Source organism: Brachybacterium fresconis (assembly GCF_017876515.1).
GTDB classification, from domain to species: Bacteria; Actinomycetota; Actinomycetes; order Actinomycetales; family Dermabacteraceae; genus Brachybacterium; species Brachybacterium fresconis.
The window spans coordinates 3,643,586-3,669,901 of the sequence record NZ_JAGIOC010000001.1 but is presented as its reverse complement, the minus strand read 5'-3'; the positions used below and the strand labels follow the sequence as shown (position 1 = coordinate 3,669,901).

Sequence of the window (26,316 nt, the reverse complement as noted above, 5' to 3'; positions counted from 1 at the left end):
GACTAGGCCAGACGGCACGGCGGGTAAACCCTGCATCACGTCGTGTCCTGTCGGAACCAGGCACCTGCGGCGCAATCCTCGAGCACCCGCGGACCGGAGGTTTTGGAGGTAAACGATTGCTCCCTGCGTCGTCCGCCCCTACGCTGAGTGCGTCAGAACGTGACCGTCGACACACCCCAGGAGCCTTCGATGAAGACGTCGAGATCTGACCGCAGCGACCACGCCGCCCCCGGCCCGAGCGATGCGGGACATGTGCCGCGCTCGGCCGTCCTGCGCGGCGGGGCGTTCGCCGTCGGCGCCGGGAGCCTCGGCGCCGCGGCACTCGCCTCGGCCGCCGTCGCTCCGTCGGCAGCGGCCCTCCCCGGCGAGGGCGGGCGCGGCGGTCAGGGCCATGGCGTGGATCCGAACCCGGGGTACGAGCGGCCGAGGGTCACCCGCCTGGCCACGCTCACCGGACCGGACATCACCACGCGCTTCCGCATGGACGCCACCGACCTCGGCGCCCCGGCGGTCACGCCCGACGGACGGATCCTGCTGATCTTCGGCGACACCTTCGAGGGGCCGAAGGTGGGCAGCGGCTGGTGGCGCTCCCCCGTCGGCCTCTTCGCCGATCCGGATCGGAAGCTGAAGCACGGCCTGGAATGGACCTCGGCAGTCGGCGGGGAGACCGCCGAGCAGCTCGTCGAGTACGCGCACGACAGCGACCCGGTCTCCACCATCCTGCCGGGCGACGTCCTGACCATCGGGGACACGATCTACCTGTGGATGATGGTCAACCACGGCTTCGGCACCGTCGCCTCCACCGAGATCTGGACCTCGACCGATTCCGGGGAGACCTGGGAGCGCACCGCGGAGATGTTCGCCGGGGACCACCTGGACGGCTTCAGCCAGCAGTGCACCTGGGCGCTGAACCCTGCCGACGACCACGTCTACCTGCTGACCACGGGCTTCCAACGGGACAAGGGGGCGATCCTGCAGCGCGTGCCCGCCGCGTCGATCCTGGACCCGGGCGCCTACGAGACCTGGGGGGCGACCGGGGAGGGTGAGGCGCAGCAGTGGGCGTGGGGGAACCCTCCGACGCCGGTCCTCGGCGGCCAGGTCGGAGAGATGTGCCTGCGCATCGTCGAGGGCACCTGGACGCTGACCTGGTTCAACGCGGGCCTGTACCGCGTCGACGTGCTCTTCGCCGACTCCCCCACCGAGCTGACCGAGCCACTTCTGACCGAGACCCTCCTGTGGGGCTCGAACTGGGGTCAGGAGGACGACGAGCGGGTCGCCCAGCTCTACGGGCCCTTCGTGCTGCCCGGGTCGAGGCTCGATGATCTGCACCTGGTGTGCTCGCAGTGGCACACAGGGCCGGACTGGCCGTACCACGTCCAGCAGTACCGGGTCGAAGGGCTCGGGGCGGCGCTGCGCGAGCGTCGCTGACGGGGAGTCAGGAGGCCGTGCGCGGCTGCAGCGCGACGCTGAGGAAGACCGTGCCGGCCTCGTGCAGGGACCGGTAGCGGTACAGACCGTCGGTGAGCACGCGCCCGGAGCCCCCGGCCTCGACGACCTGGGCCCCCTCGCCCGTGGAGATCTCCAGCGCGCCCTCGATCACGTGGATCATGCGCCCTGCGGAGGGCACACCGGAACCGCCCTCGTAGGCGTCGGTGCCCAGCAGCTTCCATTTCCAGGTCTCGACGGAGACGGCCGGGGCATCCATCGCGTCGAGGATCACCGCCCAGGAGCCGCCGTCGGTCGACCAGACCTCGACGCCGTCGGGGTGGGCGTGGGCGCCGATCCCCATCAGGGCGGCGAAGGTGGTGCCGAGCCCGGCGGCCACCCGGTCGAGGATCGCGACCGACGGGTTGGCCTGGCCGAGCTCGATCTGGGTGAGCATGCGACGGCTGACGTCGCTGCGTTCGGCGAGCGCGCCGACGCTGAGGTCCAGCTCCTGCCGGGCGGCGCGGATCCGATCGCCGATCTGCTCGACGACGGCCTGGCGCATGCCGCCGGAGCCGGGTGCGGACGCGTCCGGGGCAGGGGCGGGGTCGCTCGGATCAACCATGGTGATGCGCACTATATTGCACGATCCACCCATGGGCATTATGTTGCGCAGTGAGGGTCTTTCCTCGGCCCTGACCACCACTGCTGGCATGCCGGCCCGATCCGGTGCTGCCGCCTCACGCCCTGAAGGAGGTCGTTCCATGACGCCCCAGGTCACCGCTCCCGCTCGCCCCGCGCGACGGGCCGACGGTCCGCTGCTGCGCTGGTACGTCTCCTACGGCTCGTTCACCGTGCCGCAGGCCGCCGCACCGATCGCCTTCGCGCTGATCGCGCTGCCGCTGACCGGCGACCCCGCCAGCGGCGCCGCCATGATGATGGCGATGACGATCGCCCAGGTCGTCGGCGCCGTGCCGGTCACCCGCCTGGGCCGGCGGTTCGACCCGATCCGTTTCCTGCGGGTGCTGATCGGACTGCGCACCCTCGCCCTGGTGGCCATCGCCGTCATGGCGGGGCTGGGCACGCCCTTCGCCCTGCTGGTGGCGGCCGCGGCCGCGGCGGGCGTGGTCAATGGTGCCGCCTTCGGGCACCTGCGCGCCGTGCTCAACCACCTCGTGGCCGCAGGACGGCTGCCGCGGGCCCTGGGGATCACCGCGACGCTGAACGAGGTGGTCTTCGCCGCCGCGCCCGTGATCGCCTCGGCCTTCGGCGCGCTGTCCCCGCAGGCGGCCATCTGGGCGATGGTGCTGCTGGGGGCGGGCCCGGTGTTCCTGCTGCCGCGCATCCCGGGTGCCGAGGCTCCGGCCACGGACAGCTCGCGAGACACCGCGCGCCCGAGGAACCTGCGGGTGACCCCGATGATCGCCGTGTGGCTGTGCTGCGCGGCGGCGAGCTCCGCGGCGATCGCGGCGATCGAGATCGGCGCCGTCTCGATGGCGGTCTCCTTCGGCCTGGCCCCGTCGTGGGGCGTCGCCTTCCCGCTGGCGCTGTGCGTCACCTCGATCACCGGCGGGGTGTGGGTCAGCGTCCGCAACGCGACGCCGCGCCGCCGCACCGTGCTGCTGTGGCTGATGGTGATGGCCGCGGGCGTGCTGTCGGTGATGGTGGGCCACTCGGTCCTCGCCACCATGATCGGAGCGCTGCTGGTGGGCCTGGTGCTGGCGCCGCTGGCGACCTACTACCAGCTGGTGCTGGACCGTCTGGTGCTGCCCGAGCAGCGGGCCGAGGTGTTCGCCCTGCTGCGCACCGCGAACGCCCTGGGGATCATCACCTCCAGCGCCCTGATCGCCCTGGTCTCCCTCGACGTGACGTTCGCCGTGGTGCTGACGATGATGACGCTCGCGATCGGGGTCCTCACCACGGTGTTCGTCGCGGCGCGGATGCACGCGCGGCGCCTGCGCCGGGCGCCGGACGCAGCGCCCCGCGGCCCGCAGCGCGAGCACCTGCCCCGCCGCTGATCGCCGCGGCCTCGCCGTCGTCGGCCACCGCAGCGCCGGGAGGTCAGCGCAATTCGCCTCAGCGCAGGCTGTGCCCGATCGGGAAGGCCTCCCCGGTGCCGTCGGCCGTGGGGATCGCGACCGGGAGCGTGCCCTTGGTGTGCACGGCACCGGCCACGGCGCCCGCCACGGCCCGCAGATTGCACTCCGAATTGCCGTAGGCGGCCAGGGATGCGGCGACCTCTCCGACGTGCACCACGTCGTAGGGGTTGCGCAGCGAGGCGTGCACCACCGGGACGCCGGTCGCGGCCAGCGCCTGGACCACCTCCACCTGGGACGCCGGGGGCTCGAATCCCGCCGAGGAGGTGAACACCAGCACCGCCTCCACGTCCGCAGCGGCCGCGGCGGCCTGCTCCGCGGTGGCGTCGGCGAGGATGCTCGCCTCCAGCCCGTGCTCGGTCAGCGCCTGCGCCGTCGTCTCCAGCCGTGCGGCGGTGGCCTCCCCGGTGACCAGCACCGAGGTGCCGCCGGCCAGCGGCACGGTGTCCTGATCCGTGATCAGTGTGATCGAGTCGTCGGCGATCTTCTGGGCGGTGTGCCGGGACTGCTCGGTACCGACCTCCGCCAGGGCGCTGCCCGGGTCCACGCTCGCGTCCTCGAACAGATCGCGGCGCAGCTTCTGGGCGAGGATGCGGCGCACCGAGGCGTCCAGCCGGTCCTCGCCGATCTCTCCGCTCGCGACCGCGTCGCGCACCCCGCCGATGGCGACGGCGAGATCCGGCGGCATGAGCATCTGGTCGGCGCCGGCGAGGATCGCCTCGACCGGCACCCGGTCGTCGCCGAACATGGTGCGCACGCCCTCCATGGCCAGCGAGTCGGTGACGATCACGCCCTCGAAGCCGAGCTCCTCGCGCAGCAGACCGGTCAGGATCGGCTGCGAGAGGGTGGCCGGTCGGCCCGAGTCGTCCAGGGCCGGGACCACGATATGGGCGGTCATGATCACGTCCGCGCCCTGCTCGATCGCGGCTCGGAAGGGCGGCAGGTCGATCTGGTCGAGCTCGGCGCGGGTGTGGTCGATGACCGGCAGGCCGAGGTGGGAGTCGGTGGCGGTGTCGCCATGGCCGGGGAAGTGCTTGGCGGACGCGGAGCAGTTCGCGGACTGGATGCCCTTGACCTGCGCGGCCACCAGACGGGAGACGGCCTCGGGGTCCGCGCCCAGCGAGCGCACCCCGATCACGGGGTTCCGCGCCTCGATGTTGACGTCGGCCACCGGGGCGAAGGCCTGGTTGACGCCGGAGGCACGCAGCTCGGAGCCGACGATCACGCCGGCCTTCCGCGCGTGGCTGTGGGAGCCGGTCGCCCCCAGTGCCATCGCGCCGGGCAGCGGCGTGGCGGGTGCGGGCAGTCGGTAGACGACGCCGCGCTCCTCGTCGGCGGCCACGATCAGCGGCACCCCGCCGGCCTCGAGAGCGGCGGCCTGGACGTCGTTCGACAGGGTCGCGATCTGCTCGATGTCCTGGAGGTTGTCGGACCAGGTGAAGTAGATCAGCCCGCCCACGTGGTGGGTGGCCACGATCTCCGCGATGGTGTCGACCCCGGTGGTGGAGGTGTTCGAGGGGTGCGGGGCGTCGGCCGTGGCGCCGTAGCCGACGGCGACGAAGAGCTGGCCGATCTTCTGCTCGAGGCTCATCCCGGCCAGCAGCTCGTCGATGCGGCCGTCGTGCTTCCCGCCGCCGCGGCCGGGGGCGGCGTGCGCCGCCATCGGCACGCCGACGGCGGCTCCGGCGGTCAGCGCGGCGAAGCCGCGCCTGGAGAGTCGGGAATCGGAGTGGGGCATATGGGGGGTCATCATCGGCTCCTGCTCAGTAGATCCGGTACTCGTCGGCGGCCTGCACGAAGTCGTCGAGCTCGTCCTGCCAGGCGGCGACGATCTTCTCGGCCGGATCGCCGTCCTCGAGCATCGCGCGGGTGCGCCGGGTGCCCGAGAGCTTGTCGATCCAGCACACGTCGTCCTGGCTGCGGCAGTCCTCTCCCTCGCGCCAGTCGACCTCGGGGACCTCGCGGAACAGGGACGCGAGCACGTGGATCCCGGTGCGCACGGGCTCGTACTCGCCGGGGTCGGTGAGGTGCAGCTGGAGGCCGCCGCAGAACTCGCCGGCGTGCTTGGAGCTGACGGGGGTGGCGAACATGGGGCGGGCGAGGACGCCGGGCAGCTTCGCCTCGGACAGGTCGGCGATGATCGCCTCGACCTGCTCGAAGGTGATGAACGGGGCGCCGAACCACAGGAACGGCGTGGTGGTGCCGCGGCCCTCGGAGATGTTCAGCGACTCGATCAGCCCGGTGCCGGCGTAGACCACGGCGGTGTCGGGGGTGGGGATGTTCGGCGAGGGCAGCACCCAGGGCAGGTCCGCGTCCCGGGGGTCGTCGGGGTCGTAGCCGCTCATGGCGATCACCTCGAGGTCGACGGCGCCGTCCAGGAACTCGCCGTCGAACAGTCGGGCGAGCTCGCCGACGGTCAGCCCGTGGCGCTGCGGGATCTCCTTCAGGCCCACGAAGGAGGACAGCGCGGGCTCCAGGATGAAGCCCTCCGCGTCGGTGCCCAGCGGGTTCGGACGGTCCAGCACGAGGAACCGCTTGTCGTTCTCGGAGGCGGCCTCCATCGCGTAGTAGAGGGTCCAGATGTAGGTGTAGAAGCGGGCACCGATGTCCTGGATGTCGAAGATCAGGGTGTCGACGTCGGCGATCATCTCGGGGGTCGGCTTCTGCGTCTCGCCGTACAGGGAGCGCACCGGCAGCCCGGTCTTCTCGTCGATGTAGTCGCCGACGGAGCCGCCGGCGGGTTCGGCGCCGCGCACGCCGTGCTCGGGGCCGTACAGCGCCACCAGGGTGTATCCGCCCTTGTCCTCGCCGTCCAGGAGCAGGTCGATGGTGGAGGTCAGGGAGCTGTCGGTGCCGGTGGGATTGGTGATGAGGCCGACCTTCGCGCCCTCGAGGGTCTTCTTCAGCGTGCCGGGGTGGAGAAGGTTCTCGACGCCGAGCGCGAACTTCCCGTGGCCCTTCCCGGGGCCCTTGCCGTGGCCCTTCCCGTGACCTTTGCCCTTGCCATGGCCCTTGCCGTGCTCGTCCCCGTGGCCGCGATCCGCCGGAGCCGCCGCGGCGGTCGCCGCCGAGCTCAGCACCGCCCCGGCGGGCAGGGCGCCGAGGGAGGCGAGGAGACGGCGGCGACCGGGACGGCCCCCGTCGCGCTGCCCCTGGTGGTCCTCCGCCTGGTCGTGGTCGGGCATCTGCGGTGCTGGCTGCGTCACGGCGCATTCCTCCGTCGTCATCGTCGGATCAGGTGTGCGCGGGTCGGCCGGCCGCGAGATCGTCGTGGCCGGTGCCGAGGCCGAATCGTTTTTCGGCCGCACAGGGGTCGACGCTAACAACGCACAAGGCGCGTGACAAGCGTCACACGCGCGGGGTCGCCTCGTCCGTCAGCTCTCGTCGTCGCCGACCACGCCCTTGCGCAGCATGATGCAGCCGTACTCGCGGGTCTCCAGGGTGCGCACGACGGCGAAGACCTCCCGCCCGCGCTCGTAGAAGGCGAAGCGGTCGATCCACTCCAGACGGTCGGCGCGGGTGGCCGTGGCCTCCTGCAGCTGCGGCTGGACCTCCTCGCCGGTGCCGGGCTCGGGGGTCATGAGGGTGATCGAGGGCCCGGCGTACATGTCCACGGGCAGCACGGTGCGGATCGCCCGCACCGCCTGGGGCGAGGTGGTGGCCAGGTCGACCACCGGCACGCCCATCGCATGGGCGGGGTAATGGGCGTCGGTGACCAGCAGGGTGTCGTTGTGGCCCATGTGGTCCAGGATCTGCAGCAGGTCGCCGCCGAGCAGGGGGTCGATGCCGGTGAGCATGAGGGGCTCCTTCCGGGAGCGTGGGAGAACGGGTCGAGGCCGACGCTGCTGGAGCGCGGGCGTCGTCGGACGGCGCGGTGTCCTCACCGACGCGCACCCCATGGTCACCCTTGTGCCGGGCGCGGTTACCGTTATGACAGGTTGGACGGCGTGTCGAGACCGGCATCAGAATGGAGAGCACCATGAGCACACAGATCCCCGGTCCGCCCCAGGATGCGGCGGGAGTGCTGGTCATCGGCTCAGTGACGATGGACGTCACCACCTTCTCCTCGCGCCTGCCGCGGCCCGGAGAGACCTTCCTCGGCAATGCCTTCACCCTTGTGCTCGGGGGTAAGGGCGCCAACCAGGCCGTGGCCGCGGGACGGGCCGGGGCGCCGGTCCGCTTCGTGGGCTGCGTGGGTGATGACCTCTTCGCTCCCCTGGTGCGCCAGGCCCTGACCGACGCCGACGTCGACGTCTCGCACCTGCGCGAGGTGTCCGGGCAGACCGGCGTGGCCCACATCCGGGTCGACGCCTCCGGTGAGAACGACATCGTCATGGTGCCGCTGGCCAATGCCGAGATCACCACCGAGCAGATCGATGCCGCCTTCGCGGAGTTCACCCCCACCAGCCGGGTGCTGCTCACGCAGCTGGAGATCCCCTTTGCGCGGACGATGCACGCGATCCGCCGCGCCCACGACGCCGGGCTCACGGTCGTGCTGGATCCGGCCCCGGCGCATGACCTCGACGAGTCGATCTGGCCGCTGGTCGACGTGGTCACCCCCAACGAGACCGAGGCATCGCTGCTGACCGGCATCGAGGTCGACTCGCGCGAGACGGCTGTCCGGGCAGGGCAGTGGTTCGTCGACCGCGGAGTCGGCCAGGCTCTGGTGACCATGGCGGCGGCCGGCAGCGTGCTGGTCGACGCCGACGGGGTGCAGGATGTTCCCGCCCACCCGGTCGAGGTCGTCGACACCACCGCTGCCGGCGACGCCTTCGCCGGGTACCTGGCCGCCTCCCTGGCCGGGGGCGACGAACTGCCGGCGGCGATCGACCGTGCCGCGGCCGCCGGGGCCGTGGCGGTCACGCGCCGCGGGGCCTCCCCCAGCATCCCTCGGGCGGACGAGGTCGCCGCCACGCTCGCGGCGACCGCGCAGGGAGACTCCGCCCAGCGCTGAACCGAGGGGGCCGCGCTAGAGGTAGATCGCCTCCTGGACCTCGTCCGAGTCCAGGTTGTCGGCGTCGTACCAGAGGAAGCCGGTGTCGATCACCTCCTCGACCTCCTCATCCCGGATCGCGGCGAGCACGGTCTGCACGGTGATGCGCCCCATCGCGACGGGATTCTGGGTGACGGCGCCGGACATCTCGCCGTCGCGGATCGCCTCGACCTGGGCGCGACCGGAATCGAAGCCGACCACGGCGAGGTCGTCACGCCCGGACTCCTGGACGCCGCGGAGGATGCCGATCGCGGAGCCCTCGTTGGTGCCGAACATCCCGGCCAGGTCCGGGTTGGCCGTGATCATCGAACGGGCGATGTTCGCGGTCACCGCCTGGTCCCCGCCGCCGTACTGGGTGGGCAGCAGTTCGATGCCCGGGGCGAACTCCTCGATACCCGCGATGAAACCGTCGCGCCGGTCGGTACCGGAGAGGGAGACCTGGTCATGGGCGATCACGGCCACCTGGCCCTCTCCCCCGAGCAGGTCGGCCATGTGTTTGCCGGCCTCGCGGGAAGCGGCCGCGTTGTCCGTGGCGACCGTGGAGACCGGCAGGTCGGACTCCACGCCGGAGTCGAAGGCGACGATCGGGATCCCCTTCTGCTCGGCCTCCGCGAGCGCACGGGCGGCGGCCCGCGAGTCCAGCGCCGCCAGCGCCAGGCCGTCGGGATTGCGGGTGACGGTGTTCTGCAGCATCGTGATCTGCGCTTCGATGTCGCTCTCGGTGGGCGGCCCCTCGAAGGTGAGCACCACGCCCTGCTTCTGGGCCTCGGCGTCCGCACCTCGCTTGACGGCCTGCCAGAACTGCTGCTGGAAGCCCTTGGAGACGATCGCGACGTGCAGGACGTCATCGCGTGAGCGCCCGGTGCACGCGGATGCGGGCAGCAGCAGCGCTGTGGCCGCGGCGGTCAGGACGGTGCGGCGGGAGGCGGTCATGAGGTGCGCTCCCGGCGCTTGCGCAGACGGTCGATGAAGACGGCCACCAGGATCACGGCGCCCAGCAGGACGTCCTGCCACTCCTGTGGGATGGAGAGGATCTGCAACCCGTTGGTGAGGGTGGAGATGATCAGCGCGCCGATCATCGTGCCGGCGATGGTGCCTCGCCCGCCCGAGAGGGAGGTCCCACCGATCACCACGGCGGCGATCGCGTCCAGCTCGTAGCCCATCCCGGTGGCGGGCTGGGCGGAGCCCAGCCGCGCGGAGATCATCACACCGGCCAGACCCGTGAACAGTCCGCCGACGGTGTAGACGATGAGCAGCCACTTCCTGACGGCGACGCCGGCGAGCCCAGCGGCCTCCTGGTTGGCCCCGATCGCCATCGTGTAGCGCCCCAGCACGGTGCGTGACATGAGCACGGCGGCGATCACCGCCGCGAGCAGCAGCACGAGGACCGCGTTGGGGACGGAGGGGATGATGCTCCCGGTCGACAGCCACATGTACGAGGGCTGTTCGAAGTAGATCGGGGCGGCGCCGGAGAACACCAGTGCCAGTCCCCCGGCGACCATCATCATCGCCAGCGTCGCGATGAACGGAGGCAGGTCGAGGATTGCCACGTTGATGCCGTTGACGAGCCCGACGAGTCCGCCGAAGAGGATCGCCAGCATGATACCGAGCGGGACCGGAAGGCCCCAGTTGACGATGAACAGACCGCTCATCACGGCGCACAGAGCCATCGCGGTGCCCACGGACAGATCGATACCGGCGGTGGTGATGACGAAGGTGGCCCCGAGCGCGAGCAGACCGATCACCACCGTGGAGTACAGGATGGTGACGATGTTTCCCCAGGTCGGGAAGATCTCGGGGCTCGCGATGGAGAACGCGATGAAGATCAGCACCAGGGTGCCGGCGGCCAGCATCTGCTGCATCCGGCTGCGCCAGGACGGGCCGCTGCGGGTGCTCTGCCGCTGCGGGGCAGGGGCATTCTCGGTGGTGGTCGTGGTCATCGGTCACCTGCTTCGTCGGTGGGGAGGTGGTCGGAGGCGCCGGTGCCCTTCGCGGTGTCGGTGCCGACGCGGGGCTCGGCCGAGAGGTCCGCGTCCGATCCGGCGGTGGCGAGCGCCATGATGGATTCCTGGTCGGCCTCGGCGGCGTCGAGCACGCCGGTGACCCGGCCCTCGCTCATCACCGCCACCCTGTGGGACATGCGCAGCACTTCGGGCAGGTCGGAGGAGATCATGATGATCGACCGTCCCGCGGCGGCGAGCTCCTCGAGGAGGTCGTAGATCTCCTCCTTCGCGCCGACATCGATCCCGCGTGTCGGCTCGTCGAAGATGAGCACGTCGCAATCCTTGAGGAGCCAGCGGCCGATCACGACCTTCTGCTGGTTGCCTCCGGAGAGGTTCTTGACCCGCTGGGCGACGTCGGGCGTCTTCACGCGCAGTCGTCGGCTCTGTTCGACGGCGGCTCGGTAGGAGGCCCGGTCGCGGGTGAAGCCGGCCGTCTGGAAACGGTCCGACAGCGCGGACAGCTCCATGTTGCGCTGCACCGAGTGGTCCAGCAGCAGGCCCAGCTGCTTGCGGTCCTCGGAGAGGTAGCCGAAACCGTGCTGCGCGGCGTGGGCGGGGCTGCGGAAGGTGACGGGACGACCGCGGTATCTCACGCGCCCGGCCTGCCGGGGCAGCGAGCCGATGAGCGCCCGAGCGGTCTCGGTGCGGCCGGCTCCCATCAGGCCCGCGAAGCCGAGGATCTCGCCCTCGCGCAGGTCGAACGTGGCGTCGGCGACGCGGGGCGTGCTGCGCAGCCCCTCGACCTCGAGGACCACCGAGCGGTCCCGTCGGACGCCCTGCGGTCCTGTGCGGGTGTTCACGGCACGGCCGACCATCTTGGTGATGACGTCCTCGAGCGTGGCTTCGGCCATCGGGGTCGCGTCGACGTACTCCCCGTCGCGGATCACTTGCACCCGGTCGGCGATCCGCCGCAGCTCCTCCATGCGGTGGGAGATGTAGATGACCCCGGTCGAGGGCGTGACGAAGCGTCGGATCAGCTCGTGCAGGGCGTCCGTCTCTCGCTCGTTCAGCGCGGCGGTCGGCTCGTCCATGATGAGCACGCGCGCGTCATAGGAGAGGGCCTTGGCGATCTCGACCATCTGCTGCTGGGCGACGGGCAGGGTTCCGACCTCGGCCGACGGGTCCAGATCCATCCCGAGGCGATCGAGCAGCTCCTGCGCGCGGGCTCGCAGCTGCGCTGGGCGGGTGAGGAGGCCGCCGAACGTGGGCTCGCGTCCGATGTAGATGTTCTCCGCGACGGTCAGCGTGGACATCAGGTTCAGCTCTTGGTGGATGATCGCCAGTCCTTGCTGCGCCGCGTCGCGCGGACCGCTCACGCGCAGAGGACGCCCCAGGTAGTGGAAGGATCCGGCATCCGGGGTGTGCACGCCGGCCAGCAGCTTCATCAGGGTGGACTTGCCGGCACCGTTCTCGCCGACGAGCGCGAGGACCTCCCCCGCGCGCAGGTCGAGGCGCATCTCGGACAGGGCCCGCACGCCCGGGAACTCCTTGACCGCGCCACGCACGCCCAACAGCAGCTCGGGGCTCGCGTCCTCCCCGGGGCCGTCCTGCCCGGACCCGTTCTTCGTGTGCTTCTCGTCGTGCTCGTCCAGCGTCCTCGCCTCCGCACTCCGTCGTCGCGGCTGCCGCAATCATCGCGATCGCGTCAGTAATCGATTACACGCTACAGGCATCGGTCACGGGAATGTCAAGCCTGCGGTTCGACGGGCCGGTCGGGCGGCCGGATCGTCGGCACACCGACACCGCACAGTCCCGCCCCACCGCAGCGGCCGGACGGACAGGGCCGCCCGAGCAGACATACGGTGGGTGCATGACCGATGCCGGCGCCTCCGCTCCCCTGCCCCTCTCCTCACCCGAGGACGACACCTCGGGTCCCGCGCCGGCACCGTGCTGCGCCGCCGCACGCGAAAGTCTCGACGGGACGGAAGACGTGTCCCATCCATCGACCTCGGTTACCCGCACGGACCGAGCCCGCGACCTCGCCGCCTGGGCAGCCCCGACCGAGCAGGTCCGATCCCGCGCCGACCATGCCGTCTCGATCCCCGCCGGGCCCTTCCGCATGGGCTCCGAGGACAGCGACCGGAACCCCGGCGACGGCGAGTCCCCCGTCCGCGCCGTGGATCTGCCGGCCTTCCGCATCGATCCGGCGTGCGTGACCAATGCGGAGTTCGCCGCCTTCGTGGCCGAGACCGGGTACGTCACCGAGGCCGAGGACTTCGGCTGGTCCTTCGTGTTCGGAGCGCTGCTGGACAAGGATGTGCGCCGGGCGAGCCGGAAACCTCCGGGGACTCCGTGGTGGCGGGCCGTCGAGGGAGCCCGCTGGGATCGTCCCGAGGGCCCCGGCTCCTCCGCGGCCGATCGTGCGGACCACCCCGTCGTGCACGTGTCCCTGCGGGACGCGGAGGCCTTCGCGTCCTGGTGCGGGATGCGCCTGCCGCAGGAAGCGGAGTGGGAGAAGGCCGCGCGGGGCGGTCTCGATCAGGCCCGCTACGCCTGGGGTGACGAGCTCACGCCGGGCGGCGAGCATCGCTGCAACATCTGGCAGGGCGCCTTCCCGGTGCGCAACACCCTCGAGGACGGTTTCCTGGGCACCGCGCCGGTGCGCTCGTTCCCGCCCAACGGGTACGGGATGTACGAGGTGGCCGGGAACGTCTGGGAATGGTGCAGCGATCGCTGGACCACGGGCCAGGCGTCCTCGCTGACCGGGGACGTGCGGGTGATGCGCGGCGGCTCCTACCTGTGCCACGACTCCTACTGCAACCGCTACCGGGTCGCCGCCCGTAGCGGGACGGCCGCCGAGGACGCCAGCGGCAACAAGGGCTTCCGCCTCGCGATGGACGCGTGAGAGCGCGGCGCGCCTTCCGACGCCTCCCGAGCTCGACCAAGCGGGATGGCGCGACGCATGGTGACAGCTCATGCCGCTGGCGTCCCGGAACTGCTGAACGGGCCGAGCGGACGGCTGCACGGATCGGCGACCGTGGGGATCTCAGGCGGCGCGGCGTCCGGCGGCGAGATCGAGCAGGTGGTCGATGACGCCCTGACCGCTGGCGCGCAGGCCGTTGTGCTCGTACTCGCTGGTCACCCACGGGGTCACGCCGCCGAGCAGGTCCGCTGTGGCCAGGGAGTACTCGCGAGGGACGTAGGCGTCGTCGAAGTAGACCGCAGCCGCGCCGGGGACGTCGGCCTTCCGCAGCGCCTCCTCGTCGTACAGCCGCGGCCACTCGTGCTCGGCGAGCAGGTCGGCGGCCTCGGCCCAGGGGGCGAGCTCGGGGTCCTCGGCGAACAGGTCGCGGTGCATGTGCTCGCCGGCCAGCAGCGTCGGGTCCTCGCGCACAGCCTGGGGCATGGTGCGGTCCCCGGCCCAGCGCGTGGCGGTCCCGTCGGCCCAGCAGCTCTCGTGGAGCACGGCGTACAGCGGATTGCGGCCACCGAAGGGCAGCGCTGCGGCGAGGTCGTGGGCGAAGGCCGGGGCGGACGGATCCAGGCCCAGCAGATAGTGGAGCCGCTCGGCGCCCTGGGAGGCCCCCAGCAGATGCCCGAGACGGCGCAGGCGCTCGACGCCCACACGCTGCCCGTCGGCCAGGCGCAGCCGCCCGTCGGCGGCGAGATCGGCCAGGCCGCGCATCCGATCCCGGTCCCCGGGGAAGCGCGTCCAGAATCGCTCGCTGCGGGCGATCATGCCGTGCCAGGTGGTGGTGTAGACGGCGTCGAGGTCTGGGCCGAGCGCCGGCAGGCCGCCGGTGAACAGGGCCGTGTCCACGCTGCCGGCGTGGGCGCTGAGGGAGCGCAGCGTGGTGAAGCCGCCGAAGGACTGCCCCAGCAGGGACCAGCTCGTCACCCCGAGATGCTCGCGCAGCAGCTCGGCGTCGGCCGCGATCGCGTCGGCCCGGAAGTGGGTGAGGTAGTGCGCCTGCTGGGCAGGCGTGGCCTCGCGCAGGGTGGGTGCGCCGTCGATCGCTCCGGCGGGCAGGGGCGCGTCGAGGCCGACGGGGGTGGAGCGCCCCGTGCCGCGCTGATCGAGCATCACCACGCGGTGCTCGCGCAGCAGACGCGCGAGCCATCCCGGGGAGGACGCGTCCAGCGGGCGGGGCGCCTCGGAACCCGGGCCGCCCTGGAGGTAGACCAGCAGCGGGAGATCCTCCCCGCCCGGCGCGGTCACGATCCGGGCGAACAGCTCCAGGCGCGCCGAGGCGGGATCGGCGTGGTCCAGGGGGACGGGGAGGGTGATGTCCTCCAGGTGCAGGCCGGGCAGGGTCCAGGTGGTGTGGGGCATCGGACTCATTCGTCGTCGCGGAGGGTGGCTTCGTCGTCGCGGGTGGTGGCGCCGGGGAAGAACTGCCAGTCGAAGGCGTGCAGCCGACCGGGTCGGTCCCCGCGGTCGCGGGCGGCGTCGATCACCACGGAGGAGATCCGGGCGAACACGTCGTCGACGCCGTAGTAGCTGATCGGGTCGAAGTACTCGGATTCGGCCGGAACGTCCCCGATGGAGATGATCTCGAGGTCCCCGGGGATGTCCAGCCCCAGCCGCTCGGCCGCGAACTGGAGGGCCACGGCCTGGTAGCCGGTGAAGCAGATGACGGCGCGCGGGCGGGTCGGTCCGGAGAGCCACTCGAGGCCGGCGCGGTAGGTGTCGCGGCTGCCCTCCGGACTCACGTGCACGAGATCCTCGGGGCGGCCGTCCCCCAGGTCGCGCACGGCCTCGAGGAAGGCCCGGGTGCGGGGATGGGCGAGGGTGATGCGGGTGCACCGCCCGTCCCCCAGGTTCGGGGCCAACAGGTGCACCCTCTCGTGGCGGCCCCGCAGTCGTCGGTAGGCCTGGGCGACGGCCCGGTACGGCGTCGAGGAGATGACGTCGAACCCCTCGGGCTCCATCTGGGCCGTGAAGGCGACGATCCCGGTCTGGGTGGCGGCGTTCAGGCGGCGCACCCGCTCGGGACCGTCCTCGACGAAGTCGACGCTGGTGATGAACGCGGCGTCGGCCGAGGCGCCGGAGAGGTACTCGAGCCACCGCTCGTCGGCGAGCACCAGCGTGGACAGGTCGTGGGGCAGGGCGTCGCGACGCACCTGATTGGCCAGCTGCACGCCCCATGGATCATCGAGGGTGCCCAGAGAGAGCACGATGCCGCCGCCGCGGCCGGTGCGCATGGCCTGTGCGTTGCGGTTGGGGACGTAGCCCAGCTCCTCCGCGGCCGCGCGCACCTTCGCCTTGGTCGCCGGCGATCCGGCCGAGCGGCTGCCGCCGCGGCCGGAGAGCACGAAGGAGGCGGTGGCGATCGAGACCCCGGCCCGGCCGGCGACATCGGCGAGGGTGACCGCGGTGCGGTGGGCGGGAACGGCGACCTCACTGCTCATGACGGCTGGACCTCCTGGTTCGTCGCGCTCGGCAGGTCGGCGCGGGCCTCGTTCCCGGCATCCTACCGCCGGGTCTGATCACGGTGATCAAGTAGGCCAGGACCGGAGAGGCGGCTCCACCGGCGTCGTCGGCGCCGTACCGGGCACCAGGTCGGCGGCGCCGTGCCGGGCATCAGGGGGTCTCGGGGCGCAGCAGCTCATCGAGGTGACGGCCCAGGGCCGCGCGAGCCCGGTCCGTGGACAGGCTCTCGGGCTCCAGGCAGCGCAGGGTCAGGCCGTCCAGCAGCGCCGCCAAGCGGTCGGCCTCGAGATCCTCGTCGAGCCCGTGCCGCAGCGCGCCGGCATGCGCCGCCCTCGTCAGCGTGCGTTCGATGATGGTGCGCATCCCGCGTCGCAGATCCGTGACGTACGGGGCGAACTCCTCGTCGGTGCGGGCGGCGACCCAGAACTCCAGCCACACCGCGGCCTCGTCCGCTCGAGTCCGGTCCAGTGGCAGGAACTCCTCGAGGATCCGGGTGAGCAGGACCCGACGAGAGAGCTCCCCGGCCCGCACGGACTCGAGATCCCCCAGATGGGCCCGGAACCGCGCCTCGAATCCCCGTGTGAGCTCCTCGATCGCCATCTCGCGGATCTCCTGCTGGCTGCCGCAGTAGTGGCGCACCGAGCCGATCGCCAGCTCGGCCTCGGCGGCGATGCTGCGCAACGAGGCGTGCGCCGCCCCGTCGCGGGCGATCACCCGGAAGACGGCGGCGACGATGTGTCGGCGGCGCTGCTCGGGATCGACGATCTTCGGCATGCACTTTTTATAGCACACCCTTGCCATCACGTGCGTGCGAGCCGTAGCGTTTTTAGCACATGCATGCCATGAAGGCTGCCGAGGTTCCTCCGCTCCGCGACGAGCGGCCCGCCCCGGCCCGAAGGAGGGAAACCATGTTCCGCATCATCGAGATCCTGGGCGTCGTCGCACCGCTGGCGGCGCTCGTCCTGCTGGTCGCCTATCGACGGGCGATCCCATCGACCTCCCTGGCCCTGGGGGTGATCGGCTGCGTGCTGGCGGCGCTGAACGTGCTGGTCGGCTTCGTGGGCAAGCGGGTCGTGTGGTTCGGGTCGCTGGACGGCGGGGGCCTCGAGGGAGCGCTGGGATGGCTCGGCACCGTGGCCGCACTGCGTCTGGGGCTGCTGGTCCTCGCCGTCGCCCTGCTGGTGATCGCCGCGTTCCACGGGCGCTCCGCGTCCGACCGGGTCCTGCCCTGGGTGTTGGGAGCCGCCGTCCCACTGCTGGTCGGCCTGATCACGCCGCTGCTGGTCGGCGAGGTCGAGCACGAGCTGCTCGCTCGCGACCACGGCGGGCTCGCCGTGATGGCGACGCTGCTCGGGGAGGCCGTGCAGTTCGCGGCGCTCGGGCTGGGCATCCTGGCCCTGTCCGTCGGGGTCACCACCGGTCGGGGAGCCGGCTCCTCGCAGCAGCGGGACTCGGCCGTGCTGGTCCGGGACACCGTGCGTTCGGCGTGGACCATGTATCGCCGCCACACCCGCAATCGGAGCCGGAGCGGGGTCGGGGGCGGCAGCCGGAGGATTCTGCCGTGAGGGGCGGCAGCCGGAATACTCTGCGGTGAGAGGGCGGGGAGCCGGAGCATTCTGCGGTGAGCGGGCGCCTCTCGACCCGGGCGCCCTCCTCGCGCCGAGCCCGACACCTCACGTTCTAGGAGACCCCACCACCGGTCAGCAGCTCCAGGGCCGGCCCGATCGTGTTCAGGACGATGATCGCGCCGACGATGCCGACGGCCCAGGAGAACGCGGTGGTCGCGTTCTTCACGGCCCAGTCGTGGGCACGGTCGAGGAAGGAGTCGGCGCGTGCGCCGAGCGCGGCCCGCACCCCGGCCAGGACCACCCCGGGCAGGATCATCACCGCGCAGTAGGCGACGAGCACGAGCGCGCCGCGACCCAGACCGATCCCCATGTCGGCGATGATCCCCATCGCCGCCAGGTACGGGATCATCGAGGCCGCCTCGATCACGCCGGCCAGCAGCGCCAGGCCCACCAGCACCCCGGGGTGTCCGGAGGCACGACGGGCGCGCTCGGTCCATTTCCGCGCGGAGGCCTCGGGGTCCCCACCGCGCTTGGCGACCGCCTTGGGGTCGATGCGGAAGGAGTACAGCACCAACCCCACCCCGATCACGGCGAGCACCAGCATCACCACCGGCGAGGCCAGCAGGTGCCCGAAGGACTCGATCAGCGGCAGCAAACCGGCCAGCAGCGCGATGCCGAGGACCAGGTAGAACACACCGATCACGGCGAGATAGAGCAGGGTGCGCCCGGCGATGCGCAGCGCTCCGCCCTGTCCCACCACGAGCAGGATGACCGGGATGACGAGGGTGCCCATCGAGGTGGAGTCGATGAGGGCGAGCACCAGCAGACCCAGCGGGCCGGCGAACTCCGGGAGCGATTCCATGTCCCCATCCTGTCCGCCGATGCCTCCTGCGGTCCTCCTCCCAAGGTGCGAAGTGCGCCCGCACGGACGGTGGCGTGCGCCACGGCCGCGTAGCCTCGAGCCATGCCCTCCGACCCGGTCGAGCACCGCCCACGTATCGCGATCGACCGTCGCGATGCGATGGCGGCGGCCGGTTACGCGGTCGTGGTCGTGCTGCTCGCGGTCTCCGGGGCCACCAACTCCGGCTTCCTCGGGGAGGACCTGCGCTGGCCGGCCGCGGTGTCGGTGACGCTGCTGCTGGTGGCCTGCGTGAGCCTGCTGTGGCGCCGCAGCCTGCCGTTGCTGGTGCTGGCGGTGGCCGGGACGCTGGCCGCGGCGGAGATCGTCGTCGGCGGGCAGATCTCCGCCTACTTCCTGCTGTTCGAGGCGCTGTTCACCCCGGTCATGCACGGCAGTCGGCGTCTGGCCCGGGTCACCACCGGCGTCGCCGTCGGGATCGCCGTCCTCGCCTTCGTCGTCGCGGTCGCGCTCGGGGCGAGCGGGCCCATCCTGCTGGTGGTGCTGCTGGTCGCTACCCTCGTGGTCTCGACGCCGCTGCTGTGGGGCTGGGAGGTGCGCCACCACCGCGGCGCCCGTCTGGCCGCCGAGTCCCTCGCCGACGTCGAGCACGAACTCGCCGCCACCCGGGCCGCCCACGCCGTGGAGACCGAGCGCCGCACCATCGCCCACGACCTGCACGACGTGATCGCCGGGCACCTCAGCGCGGTCTCCCTGCACACGAACCTCGCCTCCTCCCTCGAGGACCAGGAGGCCCGCGATCACTCCTTGACCACTGCGCGGGAGTCGGCGCACGCGGCCCTGCGGGACCTGCGCTCGATGATCGGGGTGCTGTCCACGGAGGAATCCGGCACCCTGCCCGCCGTCACCCTGGACTGGCCCTCGCTGAGCACACGACTGCGGGGGCGCGATGGGGAGGCCCGGATCCGGATCGACCCGGCGGCCACCGATCCCGCGCGGGTGGAGCCGTCGGTGCAGGCTGCGCTGCTGCGCATCGCCGCCGAGGCCTCGACCAACGCCGTCCGCCACGGTCAGGCGCCGATCTCGCTGACGGTGCAGGTGACCGACGACGCCGTGACCCTGGACCTGCGCAATCGTCGGACGGGCTCGGCGGTGCCGCGCTCGGGCGTCGGCCGCGGAGCGATCGCAGATCGGGCGACCGCCGTCGGCGGCAGTGCGACTTCGGGGCCCGCCCCGGAGGGCTCCCCGGAAGCCGGGACCTGGCGGGTGCTCGCCCGCCTGCCCGCACGCGCCCGCAGCGCTGAGCCCAGCGCCGACTCGACTCCGTCGAGCTCCGACTCCGGCTCCGCTCGGTCGGAGTCCGACCCCGCCCGACCGGACTCCGACAGATCCGTCTCATCTCTCACCGCCCCGACGCCCACCCAGGAGGCCCGCCCGTGACCGATGCGCCCGCGCACGACCCGATCCGTGTGCTCGTCGCCGACGATCATCCCGCCGTCCGCTCCGGCCTGGTGGCCCTGCTGGACTCCGCCGACGACATCACCGTGGTCGCCGAGGCCTCCGACGGGGCCGGCGCGGTCGCCGCCGCCCGGGAGCACCGGCCCGAGGTGGTCCTCACCGACGTGCGCATGCCCGGGGCGACCGGCATCGAGATCACCCCGCAGCTGCGGCAGACGGGCGCGCACGTGCTGGTGATCTCCGGCTTCGACCTCGACGACTACGTGCTGGGCGCGCTGGCCGCCGGGGCCGATGGCTACCTCGTGAAGTCCGAGGACCCGGCGCGCATCCTCGCGGCGGTGCGGGACGTCCATCGCGGGGACGCGGTGCTGTCCGCGGCCGCGACCCGGGCCGTGGTCGGGGCGCTGCGGGGACGGACGGCGCCCTGGAGCGCTGGACCGGGGGCGGGAGCGTCGTCAGTGTCGGGGGAGCCGTCTGCGCCGGGGTCGTCGGGGGCGTCGTCTGCGCCGTGGTCGTCGGGGGCGTCTGGGGCGGCTTCGGCGCCGGGGGCTCTGGGCGCGTCAGGAGCGGCGGGGGCGCAGGACGCGAAAGTTCCGTCCGCTCCGTCGACCGCCGGCTCCACGTCATCCCCGGCGCGGACGGCCGGCCCCGTCCCGACCCTCACGCGCCGGGAGGAGGACGTGCTCGCGCTGGTCGCGCAGGGGCGCTCGAACCAGCAGATCGCCTCGCAGCTGTACGTCGAGATCACCACGGTCAAGTCTCATCTCTCCCATGTGCTGGCGAAGCTGCAGCTGGACTCCCGCGTGCAGGCCGCCCTGTGGTGGCAGCAGCACCGCGGGTGAGTCGGCGTCGGCCCGACTGGCATCTCGTCGGACGCGCCGGACTCACGCCGATCCCGTCAGACACGCCCGATACCCGCCGATCCGGTCAAACACGCCCGATTCCCGCCGATCCCGTCAGACACGCCCGATTCCCGTCGATCCGGTCGGACGTGCCGGAATGGGCAGGGCTCAACGACACGTCCGACAGGATGGACATGTGATCCGAGGCGTCGCTCCCGTCAGGACCACCTCGGTCCGGCACCCGAATGCGTCCCGCTGACGGCGCCCGAGTGCGGCACTCCTCACAGGGCCGGAACCTGCAGTCCATGAAAGAATCTCCATGGTTCCGGGCCCCGCCCGTCGACCGCGCCGGATGGTGACCCGTCCGCTTCGCCCGCGCGCGGAGAGAAGGGGTTCCGGCCCTCCGGTCCCTCGAGGCAGAAAGTACGCCACCCCATGACCTCCACCCGTCAGCCCACGGGCGAGTTCCCAGCCGTCGAGTCTCCCGGAATCGTCGCCGGCGGAGCCGCCTCCGCCGAGGCCGAGGCCGCCACCCGCGACGGCGCCGACGATCCGGACACCACTGTCACCGATGGCCGGGCGCCCGCCTCCTACAAGGTCGCGCCGATCATCGCCGTCCTGGTGGTCTCCGCCTTCGTGATGATCCTCAACGAGACGCTGCTGTCGGTCGCTCTGCCCACCCTGATGGATGACCTGTCCATCTCCGCGGTCACCGCGCAGTGGCTCTCGACCGGCTTCATGCTCACCATGGCCGTGGTCATCCCCACCACCGGCTTCCTCATGAAGCGCCTGTCGGTGCGCGCTGTCTTCCTCACCGCCATGGGACTGTTCCTGGTCGGCACGACGATCGCGATGCTGGCACCGACCTTCGGGGTGCTGCTGGGAGCTCGCGTGATCCAGGCGGCCGGCACCGCGATGGTGCTGCCGCTGCTGATGACCACCGTCCTGGCCCTGGTCCCCATCTCGAAGCGCGGCCTGGTGATGGGCCTGGTGGGCGTGGTGATCTCGGCGGCCCCGGCGCTCGGCCCGTCCATCTCCGGGTTCATCCTGGAGCACTGGTCCTGGCACTCGCTGTTCGTGATGATGCTGCCGATCATCGTGGTCGCCCTGGTGATCGGGCTGCTGTTCATGCGCAACTACACCGAGCCGGAGAAGGTGCGACTGGACCTCGTCTCCGTCGCCCTCTCCGCGGTGGGCTTCGGCGGCGTCATCTACGCCCTGGCGTCGATCAGCCAGATCGTGGAGGGCGAGGCCCGCCTGATCCCGCTGATCGCGGCCGGCGTCGGCGTGCTCGCGCTCGCGGTGTTCTCCACCCGCCAGGTGCGCATGCGCACCCGCGGCGAGGAGCCGCTGCTGGATCTGCGCCCCCTGCAGGTGCGCACCTTCACCGTCTCCGTGGTGGTGATCCTGATGGGCTTCGCGACCATGCTCGGCACCGTCGTGGCGCTGCCGCTGTACATGACCGGATCGCTGGGCATGTCCACCCTCGATGTGGGCTTGACGATGCTGCCCGGTGCGGCCGCCTCCGGTGTGCTCGGCCCGTTCGTGGGCACCCTGTACGACCGTCTGGGCCCGCGGCCGATCGTGGTCCCGGGCATGGCGCTGATGGCGATCGTGTGCTGGCTCGAGGTGTTCCTGCTGGACGCCGATGCCGGCCAGGGCATGGTCATCGCGCTGAACGTCCCGCTCGGCATCGGCATGGCCATGGTCATGACCCCGCTGATGGCGCTGTCCCTGGGTGCCCTGCCGCGCGAGCTGTACGGACACGGGTCGGCGATCCTGAACACGCTCCAGCAGCTGGCCGGAGCACTGGGCACCGCGGTGTTCATCGCCCTGCTCACGCTCGGTGCGGTCGTCGCGACGGAGTCCGGGGCCGCGGCGCAGGTTGCCCAGGCCAGCGGCGTCGGCTGGGCGTTCGCCTTCGGAGGCGTGATGACCACGATCGCCGTGGGCCTGGCGCTCACGCTGCGGGCGAATCCCGCCGAGCAGGGTCCCGCTGCCGACGAGTCGACGCAGGCCCCGGCCGCCGGCACCGCCTGAGCAGCGGCGCCGGCGGCAGACCGGCGGACCAGTGGCGCAGGCGGCGCGGGCAGGGAGTACGACGAGGGGCACGCGGAACCGCACCGGGGGTGCCCACCGTTGCGTCCGAGGGTGCCCACCATTGCGCCCAAAGGTGCCCACCGTTGCGTTCGCGGCGCTCTCGGGGCTCCGAAACGCCATCTGTGCAACGGTGACGCAGCGCGCCGCGCACCCGATCGTCGGCGCTGCGCACAGTGCACACGCCGCACCCCACCCCGCCGCACCGCACCGCACCGCACCGCACCGCACCGCACCGCACCGCACCGCACCGCGAAATTGTGGTGGCACGGCCGTGTCGCTACGGTGATCCCATGCCGAAGCTGATCGACCATGCCCGCCGCCGCGAGGAGCTCGCCGAGGCCGCCTGGCGGGTCCTGCTCCGGGACGGCGTCGGGCGGGTCTCGGTGCGCAGCGTCGCCACGGAGGCGGGGCTCACCGTGAGCTCGCTGCGCCACGTGTTCTCCAGCCAGGACGAGCTGCTGGCGTTCTCGCTGCAGCTGGTGCTGGACCGCGTCGGCCGTCGCGTCGAGCCCATGCTCCCCGTGGCCGACCGTCGAGGCGTCGAGGCGGTCGCCGCCCAGTTCCTGCCGCTGGACCCGGAACGCTGCGCCGAGATGGAGGTCTACCTCAGCCTGTTCATGGCGGCCAGGGCGAACCCAGAGCTCATCCCACTGCGGGAGGAGGCCCAGGCGGCGTTGCGGAGGAGCTGCCGGAACCTCATCGGCGCCTTGGACAACGGCTCGGATCTCGCCCCCGGGGCCGATCTCGAGCTCGAGGCGCGGCGCCTGCACGCCCTGCTCGACGGGCTCGCGATGCACCTGGTGTTCGAGGGGGGCGACGGCGATCCGGACGGGGCCCGGCGCCTGCTGCGCGCCCATCTGGACTCTCTGGCGGCCTGACTCCTCCGTCCGGAGGATATTCCTTGCCCCCGCCCTGGGGCGTTGGTACGTTCACGACCGTGAGAACACAGTCGTACCACCAAGATATCCCTCGTCGTCGCCCCCTCGTCCTCCTCCTCGCCCTTGCCGCGGTGGCGATGCTGTGCGCCCCAGGGGTCGCCGCCGCCGATCCCGGTCGGCGCGGGCCCGAGCTGGAGGGCGTGGGCCCGCTGCTCGACGAGCTGGTCCCCGCGCAGCTGGCCGAGGGGCAGATCCCCGGCGCCGTGGTGACCGTGGTGGCCGCGGGCGAGACCGTGTTCTCCTCGGGCTACGGCGAGGCCGATCCCCACGCGCACACGGCCATGGACCCCGATCGCACGGGCGTCTACACCGGGTCGATCGCGAAGCTCTTCACGGCGACCGCGGTCCTGCAGCTCGTCGAGCAGGGCGAGCTGGACCTCCACGCGGACGTGAACCAATACCTCACCGACCTCGAGATCCCCGAGACCTACCCCGGGCACCCCGTGACCCTGCACCATCTGCTGACCTACTCCGCCGGCTTCGACGACGACGTGTACGGCTGGTCGCAGTGGGACCGACAGGAGCTGCCGAGCCTGGCGGAGTTCACGGCGCACGAGCTGCCCTCCCGGGTGCGTCCGCCCGGCGAGCTGGTCGCCTACAACAACTTCGACTACGTGCTGGCCGGGCGCCTGGTCCAGATCGCCTCGGGACAGGACTTCTCCGAGTACGTCGCCGAGCACGTGCTCGAACCCGCCGGCATGACCCACACCTCCGTCGGCCAGCCGCACCCCACCGACGAGGTGACGACGGTCGCACCCGGGTACCGCCCGACCGAGGACGGGCAGACCCGGGCCGGCGCCCAGCTCAGCCCGGCCACTCCGGCCGGTCCCGATGTGCTCACCACCGGAGCGGACATGGGCCGCTTCATGATCGCCCAGCTGGAGGCGGACTCTCCGCTCGGAGCCGACGTCCCCTCCGTGATGCAGCAGGAGCAGTTCTCCGCCCACCCGGATCTGCCGGGCATGGGATACGCCTGGGAGCAGCGCTCGATGCACGGCCAGCAGGTGGTGACCAAGGACGGCGATCAGCCGGGCACCCACCACAACATGGCGCTGCTGCCTCAGCACGGTCTCGGCATCCACGTCGCCTACACCGGGGACGGGACGGATCAGGCCGCCTTCTGGGGCGGCGAGGAGCTGGTCCGCGCCGTGGTCGCGGAGGCCTTCGAGGTCGGCGACGGGGCCTCGCCCGGCGACTCGACCCCTCCCGGCGACGCCGCCGCAGCGACATCGGGGCAGGAGGCGAGCGAGGCCGTCGCCGGCACGTATCGCTCGGCGCGCACGTCGCACGCAAACTTCACCAAGGTCTCCTCGCTGACCGCGCCGGTGACGGTGGAGGCCGTCGGACCGGGGCGCATCACCACCGTCGGCCTCTCCCACGACCCCGACGTGACCGCGCAGACCTGGGTGGCGACCGCGCCGGACCGCTTCGTCCTCGAGGGCGGCGGGGCCGAGCTGGGAGTCACCGGCTCCGGAGACCTGGTGACCACCCAGATGCCGTCGAGCTCCTTCGAGCCCCTCCCCTGGTATCAGTCCCCGGCGCTGCACCTGGCGGTGCTCGCCGTGTCCGCCGCCGTGCTGCTGGCGGCATTCGTCGTCCTGCCCGTGCGACTGGTCGTCGGGAGACGCGGAGGCCGCGTCACCTCGCCCGCCGGGACGCCGCCCGTCGGAGCGCGGATCGCGCAGGTGCTGGCCTGGATCGCCGGGCTGTGCACGGTGGTCTTCGCGGTCGGGTTCGTGATCGTCACGGCCGACGCGAACCTGCTCGCGCAGATCCCCCTGACAGGGAGCCCGGCGCTGTCGATCGCCCTGAACACGATGTCGGTCCTGGCCCTGGTGGCGCCGGCGATGCTCGTCCTCGCGATCCTGGCGTGGGTGCGTGGATGGTGGAGCCCGCGGGGACGGGTGCTCTACGGCGTCGTGACCGCCTCGGCCTGCGCATTCGTGGCGGTCGCCGTGTTCTACCGCCTGATCGGGGTGCCGCTGACCCTCACCGTCTGAGCCTACGAGCCGACTGAGCCCCGAAGACCTTCACCCGGATCACCGCACCGCACCGCACCGCACCGCACCGCACCGAGGAGCACACCATGTCATCACCTGATCTCACCCCGACCACCGCCCACTCCGGCTCCGACCGGCACGACCCTCCCCCACGGGCTCCCGCCGCGCTGCGCTGGCTGGTGGTCGGCATCGGTGCCAGCATCGTGCTGCTCGTCGGCCTTCCCGTGCTCATGCTCGTCAAGCGCACCGAGCTGGTCGCGGCGATCGAGCGCGAGACGCCCGGCACGCTGAGCGAGGAGTGGATGGGATGGGTCGTCGTCTTCGTCCTCGCCTACGCGATCGTGCTGCATCTGGTGGACGTCATCCTGCTGCTGTGGCTGACCCCGAAGATCCTCCGCGGCCGCCACTGGGCGCGGATCACGCTGACCGTGTACCTGGTGGTCGCCACCGCCGGCAGCCTGTACTCCGCGACGATGGGCGGGATGTACCTGGCCGTCGTGATCCCGACCGACATCCTGCACGTGCTCATGGTGGCGCTGCTGTGGGCGCCGCCGAGCGTCCGACGGTTCTTCGCCGCCCATCGTGCGGCCCGGCGAGGTGCTGCAGTGTGAGTGACAGCAGTCCGGTCCCCGGTCCGCCCCGCCGCCGCGGACACGGCGG

Annotated in this window: 22 protein-coding genes; 11 read left to right on the top strand and 11 right to left on the bottom strand. The window is 71.9% G+C overall.

Features of this window, described 5'->3' with window-relative positions; translation table 11 throughout:
* Positions 1-189: 189 nt before the first annotated feature.
* A complete protein-coding gene (locus JOF44_RS16270) occupies positions 190-1,428 on the top strand; it encodes a glycoside hydrolase family 183 protein (protein WP_209893821.1) in 1,239 nt (412 codons plus the stop codon).
* A 7-nt stretch (positions 1,429-1,435) separates the two neighbouring features.
* Here JOF44_RS16270 and JOF44_RS16265 read toward each other — a convergent pair whose 3' ends face one another.
* Positions 1,436-2,050, bottom strand: a complete 615-nt coding sequence (locus tag JOF44_RS16265; protein WP_245348980.1) for a helix-turn-helix domain-containing protein — start codon at positions 2,048-2,050, stop codon at positions 1,436-1,438.
* Between the two features lie 139 nt (positions 2,051-2,189).
* On the opposite strand from JOF44_RS16265, the gene JOF44_RS16260 reads away from it, so the two are divergent.
* Positions 2,190-3,443 carry an MFS transporter gene (locus JOF44_RS16260; protein ID WP_209893819.1) on the top strand — a complete coding sequence of 418 codons (1,254 nt, stop codon included), beginning with the start codon at positions 2,190-2,192 and terminating at the stop codon, positions 3,441-3,443.
* A 58-nt stretch (positions 3,444-3,501) separates the two neighbouring features.
* Here the strand turns inward: JOF44_RS16260 and JOF44_RS16255 are convergent, their stop codons facing one another.
* The 3 genes from JOF44_RS16255 to JOF44_RS16245 all read right to left on the bottom strand — a co-directional run bounded on the left by JOF44_RS16255 (position 3,502) and on the right by JOF44_RS16245 (position 7,318).
* Positions 3,502-5,274 (bottom strand): glycoside hydrolase family 3 protein, encoded by a 1,773-nt coding sequence (locus tag JOF44_RS16255; protein ID WP_245348979.1) that lies wholly within the window; start codon positions 5,272-5,274, stop codon positions 3,502-3,504.
* A gap of 10 nt (positions 5,275-5,284) precedes the next feature.
* Positions 5,285-6,727 (bottom strand): exo-beta-N-acetylmuramidase NamZ family protein, encoded by a 1,443-nt coding sequence (locus JOF44_RS16250; RefSeq protein ID WP_342591815.1) that lies wholly within the window; start codon positions 6,725-6,727, stop codon positions 5,285-5,287.
* A gap of 168 nt (positions 6,728-6,895) precedes the next feature.
* Positions 6,896-7,318, bottom strand: a complete 423-nt coding sequence (locus JOF44_RS16245) for an RbsD/FucU family protein (RefSeq protein ID WP_209893817.1) — start codon at positions 7,316-7,318, stop codon at positions 6,896-6,898.
* Between the two features lie 182 nt (positions 7,319-7,500).
* Between JOF44_RS16245 and rbsK the strand changes: the two genes are divergently transcribed.
* Entirely contained in the window at positions 7,501-8,475 is a 975-nt protein-coding gene (gene rbsK, locus JOF44_RS16240) for a ribokinase (protein ID WP_209893814.1), read from the top strand.
* 15 nt (positions 8,476-8,490) lie between these two features.
* Here rbsK and JOF44_RS16235 read toward each other — a convergent pair whose 3' ends face one another.
* Genes JOF44_RS16235 through JOF44_RS16225 form a run of 3 tightly spaced genes read right to left on the bottom strand, consistent with a single transcriptional unit; the run spans position 8,491 to position 12,148 of the window.
* The gene (locus JOF44_RS16235) at positions 8,491-9,447 is read right to left on the bottom strand and encodes an ABC transporter substrate-binding protein (RefSeq protein ID WP_209893811.1); all 957 of its coding nucleotides are present in this window, start codon (positions 9,445-9,447) and stop codon (positions 8,491-8,493) included.
* Positions 9,444-10,454, bottom strand: a complete 1,011-nt coding sequence (locus tag JOF44_RS16230; protein ID WP_209893808.1) for an ABC transporter permease — start codon at positions 10,452-10,454, stop codon at positions 9,444-9,446. Before JOF44_RS16230 ends, JOF44_RS16235 begins: the two co-directional genes overlap by 4 nt.
* Complete coding sequence (locus tag JOF44_RS16225) at positions 10,451-12,148, bottom strand: sugar ABC transporter ATP-binding protein (RefSeq protein ID WP_245348978.1); 1,698 nt, start codon at positions 12,146-12,148, stop codon at positions 10,451-10,453. The genes JOF44_RS16230 and JOF44_RS16225 overlap by 4 nt, the downstream gene beginning before the upstream one ends.
* A 179-nt stretch (positions 12,149-12,327) precedes the next feature.
* Between JOF44_RS16225 and JOF44_RS16220 the strand changes: the two genes are divergently transcribed.
* Positions 12,328-13,362: a formylglycine-generating enzyme family protein gene (locus JOF44_RS16220; RefSeq protein ID WP_209893805.1), complete on the top strand. Its 1,035-nt coding sequence runs from the start codon at positions 12,328-12,330 to the stop codon at positions 13,360-13,362.
* A gap of 141 nt (positions 13,363-13,503) precedes the next feature.
* Here the strand turns inward: JOF44_RS16220 and JOF44_RS16215 are convergent, their stop codons facing one another.
* The 3 genes from JOF44_RS16215 to JOF44_RS16205 form a co-directional block, all read right to left on the bottom strand.
* The gene (locus JOF44_RS16215; protein WP_425351057.1) at positions 13,504-14,790 is read right to left on the bottom strand and encodes an alpha/beta fold hydrolase; all 1,287 of its coding nucleotides are present in this window, start codon (positions 14,788-14,790) and stop codon (positions 13,504-13,506) included.
* A gap of 5 nt (positions 14,791-14,795) precedes the next feature.
* On the bottom strand, positions 14,796-15,869 hold the full coding sequence (locus JOF44_RS16210) for a LacI family DNA-binding transcriptional regulator (protein WP_209893798.1): 1,074 nt from the start codon (positions 15,867-15,869) through the stop codon (positions 14,796-14,798).
* Between the two features lie 172 nt (positions 15,870-16,041).
* Positions 16,042-16,665, bottom strand: coding sequence for a TetR/AcrR family transcriptional regulator (locus JOF44_RS16205; RefSeq protein WP_209893795.1), 624 nt, complete (start codon positions 16,663-16,665; stop codon positions 16,042-16,044).
* A gap of 134 nt (positions 16,666-16,799) precedes the next feature.
* Here JOF44_RS16205 and JOF44_RS16200 point away from each other — a divergent pair, with 134 nt between their 5' ends.
* Positions 16,800-17,456, top strand: coding sequence for a hypothetical protein (locus JOF44_RS16200; protein WP_209893792.1), 657 nt, complete (start codon positions 16,800-16,802; stop codon positions 17,454-17,456).
* A gap of 115 nt (positions 17,457-17,571) precedes the next feature.
* On the opposite strand, the gene JOF44_RS16195 is transcribed toward JOF44_RS16200, so the two are convergent.
* Positions 17,572-18,321 carry a GAP family protein gene (locus JOF44_RS16195; RefSeq protein ID WP_209893789.1) on the bottom strand — a complete coding sequence of 250 codons (750 nt, stop codon included), beginning with the start codon at positions 18,319-18,321 and terminating at the stop codon, positions 17,572-17,574.
* Positions 18,322-18,423: 102 nt separating this feature from the next.
* On the opposite strand from JOF44_RS16195, the gene JOF44_RS16190 reads away from it, so the two are divergent.
* The 6 genes from JOF44_RS16190 (at position 18,424) to JOF44_RS16165 (ending at position 26,267) form a co-directional block, all read left to right on the top strand.
* Positions 18,424-19,758, top strand: a complete 1,335-nt coding sequence (locus tag JOF44_RS16190; protein ID WP_209893786.1) for a sensor histidine kinase — start codon at positions 18,424-18,426, stop codon at positions 19,756-19,758.
* The gene (locus tag JOF44_RS21200) at positions 19,755-20,618 is read left to right on the top strand and encodes a response regulator (RefSeq protein ID WP_209893783.1); all 864 of its coding nucleotides are present in this window, start codon (positions 19,755-19,757) and stop codon (positions 20,616-20,618) included. Before JOF44_RS16190 ends, JOF44_RS21200 begins: the two co-directional genes overlap by 4 nt.
* 435 nt (positions 20,619-21,053) lie before the next feature.
* A complete protein-coding gene (locus JOF44_RS16180) occupies positions 21,054-22,658 on the top strand; it encodes an MDR family MFS transporter (protein WP_209893781.1) in 1,605 nt (534 codons plus the stop codon).
* A 350-nt stretch (positions 22,659-23,008) separates the two neighbouring features.
* Positions 23,009-23,596, top strand: coding sequence for a TetR/AcrR family transcriptional regulator (locus tag JOF44_RS16175; protein WP_209893778.1), 588 nt, complete (start codon positions 23,009-23,011; stop codon positions 23,594-23,596).
* A gap of 59 nt (positions 23,597-23,655) precedes the next feature.
* Positions 23,656-25,656 (top strand): serine hydrolase domain-containing protein, encoded by a 2,001-nt coding sequence (locus JOF44_RS16170; protein ID WP_209893775.1) that lies wholly within the window; start codon positions 23,656-23,658, stop codon positions 25,654-25,656.
* Between the two features lie 86 nt (positions 25,657-25,742).
* Complete coding sequence (locus tag JOF44_RS16165; protein WP_209893772.1) at positions 25,743-26,267, top strand: hypothetical protein; 525 nt, start codon at positions 25,743-25,745, stop codon at positions 26,265-26,267.
* The last annotated feature ends 49 nt before the right edge of the window (positions 26,268-26,316 follow it).

Coding starts and splice junctions, on each gene's coding strand:
- rbsK (WP_209893814.1), top strand. CDS start 7,501: ATGAGCACACAGATCCCCGGTCCGCCCCAGGATGCGGCGGGAGTGCTG.
- JOF44_RS16205 (WP_209893795.1), bottom strand. CDS start 16,665: ATGCCGAAGATCGTCGATCCCGAGCAGCGCCGCCGACACATCGTCGCC.
- JOF44_RS16265 (WP_245348980.1), bottom strand. CDS start 2,050: ATGGTTGATCCGAGCGACCCCGCCCCTGCCCCGGACGCGTCCGCACCC.
- JOF44_RS16215 (WP_425351057.1), bottom strand. CDS start 14,790: ATGCCCCACACCACCTGGACCCTGCCCGGCCTGCACCTGGAGGACATC.
- JOF44_RS16235 (WP_209893811.1), bottom strand. CDS start 9,447: ATGACCGCCTCCCGCCGCACCGTCCTGACCGCCGCGGCCACAGCGCTG.
- JOF44_RS16165 (WP_209893772.1), top strand. CDS start 25,743: ATGTCATCACCTGATCTCACCCCGACCACCGCCCACTCCGGCTCCGAC.
- JOF44_RS16220 (WP_209893805.1), top strand. CDS start 12,328: ATGACCGATGCCGGCGCCTCCGCTCCCCTGCCCCTCTCCTCACCCGAG.
- JOF44_RS16190 (WP_209893786.1), top strand. CDS start 18,424: ATGCCCTCCGACCCGGTCGAGCACCGCCCACGTATCGCGATCGACCGT.
- JOF44_RS16210 (WP_209893798.1), bottom strand. CDS start 15,869: ATGAGCAGTGAGGTCGCCGTTCCCGCCCACCGCACCGCGGTCACCCTC.
- JOF44_RS16195 (WP_209893789.1), bottom strand. CDS start 18,321: ATGGAATCGCTCCCGGAGTTCGCCGGCCCGCTGGGTCTGCTGGTGCTC.
- JOF44_RS16245 (WP_209893817.1), bottom strand. CDS start 7,318: ATGCTCACCGGCATCGACCCCCTGCTCGGCGGCGACCTGCTGCAGATC.
- JOF44_RS16260 (WP_209893819.1), top strand. CDS start 2,190: ATGACGCCCCAGGTCACCGCTCCCGCTCGCCCCGCGCGACGGGCCGAC.
- JOF44_RS16255 (WP_245348979.1), bottom strand. CDS start 5,274: ATGATGACCCCCCATATGCCCCACTCCGATTCCCGACTCTCCAGGCGC.
- JOF44_RS16200 (WP_209893792.1), top strand. CDS start 16,800: ATGTTCCGCATCATCGAGATCCTGGGCGTCGTCGCACCGCTGGCGGCG.
- JOF44_RS16230 (WP_209893808.1), bottom strand. CDS start 10,454: ATGACCACGACCACCACCGAGAATGCCCCTGCCCCGCAGCGGCAGAGC.
- JOF44_RS16270 (WP_209893821.1), top strand. CDS start 190: ATGAAGACGTCGAGATCTGACCGCAGCGACCACGCCGCCCCCGGCCCG.
- JOF44_RS16180 (WP_209893781.1), top strand. CDS start 21,054: ATGACCTCCACCCGTCAGCCCACGGGCGAGTTCCCAGCCGTCGAGTCT.
- JOF44_RS16175 (WP_209893778.1), top strand. CDS start 23,009: ATGCCGAAGCTGATCGACCATGCCCGCCGCCGCGAGGAGCTCGCCGAG.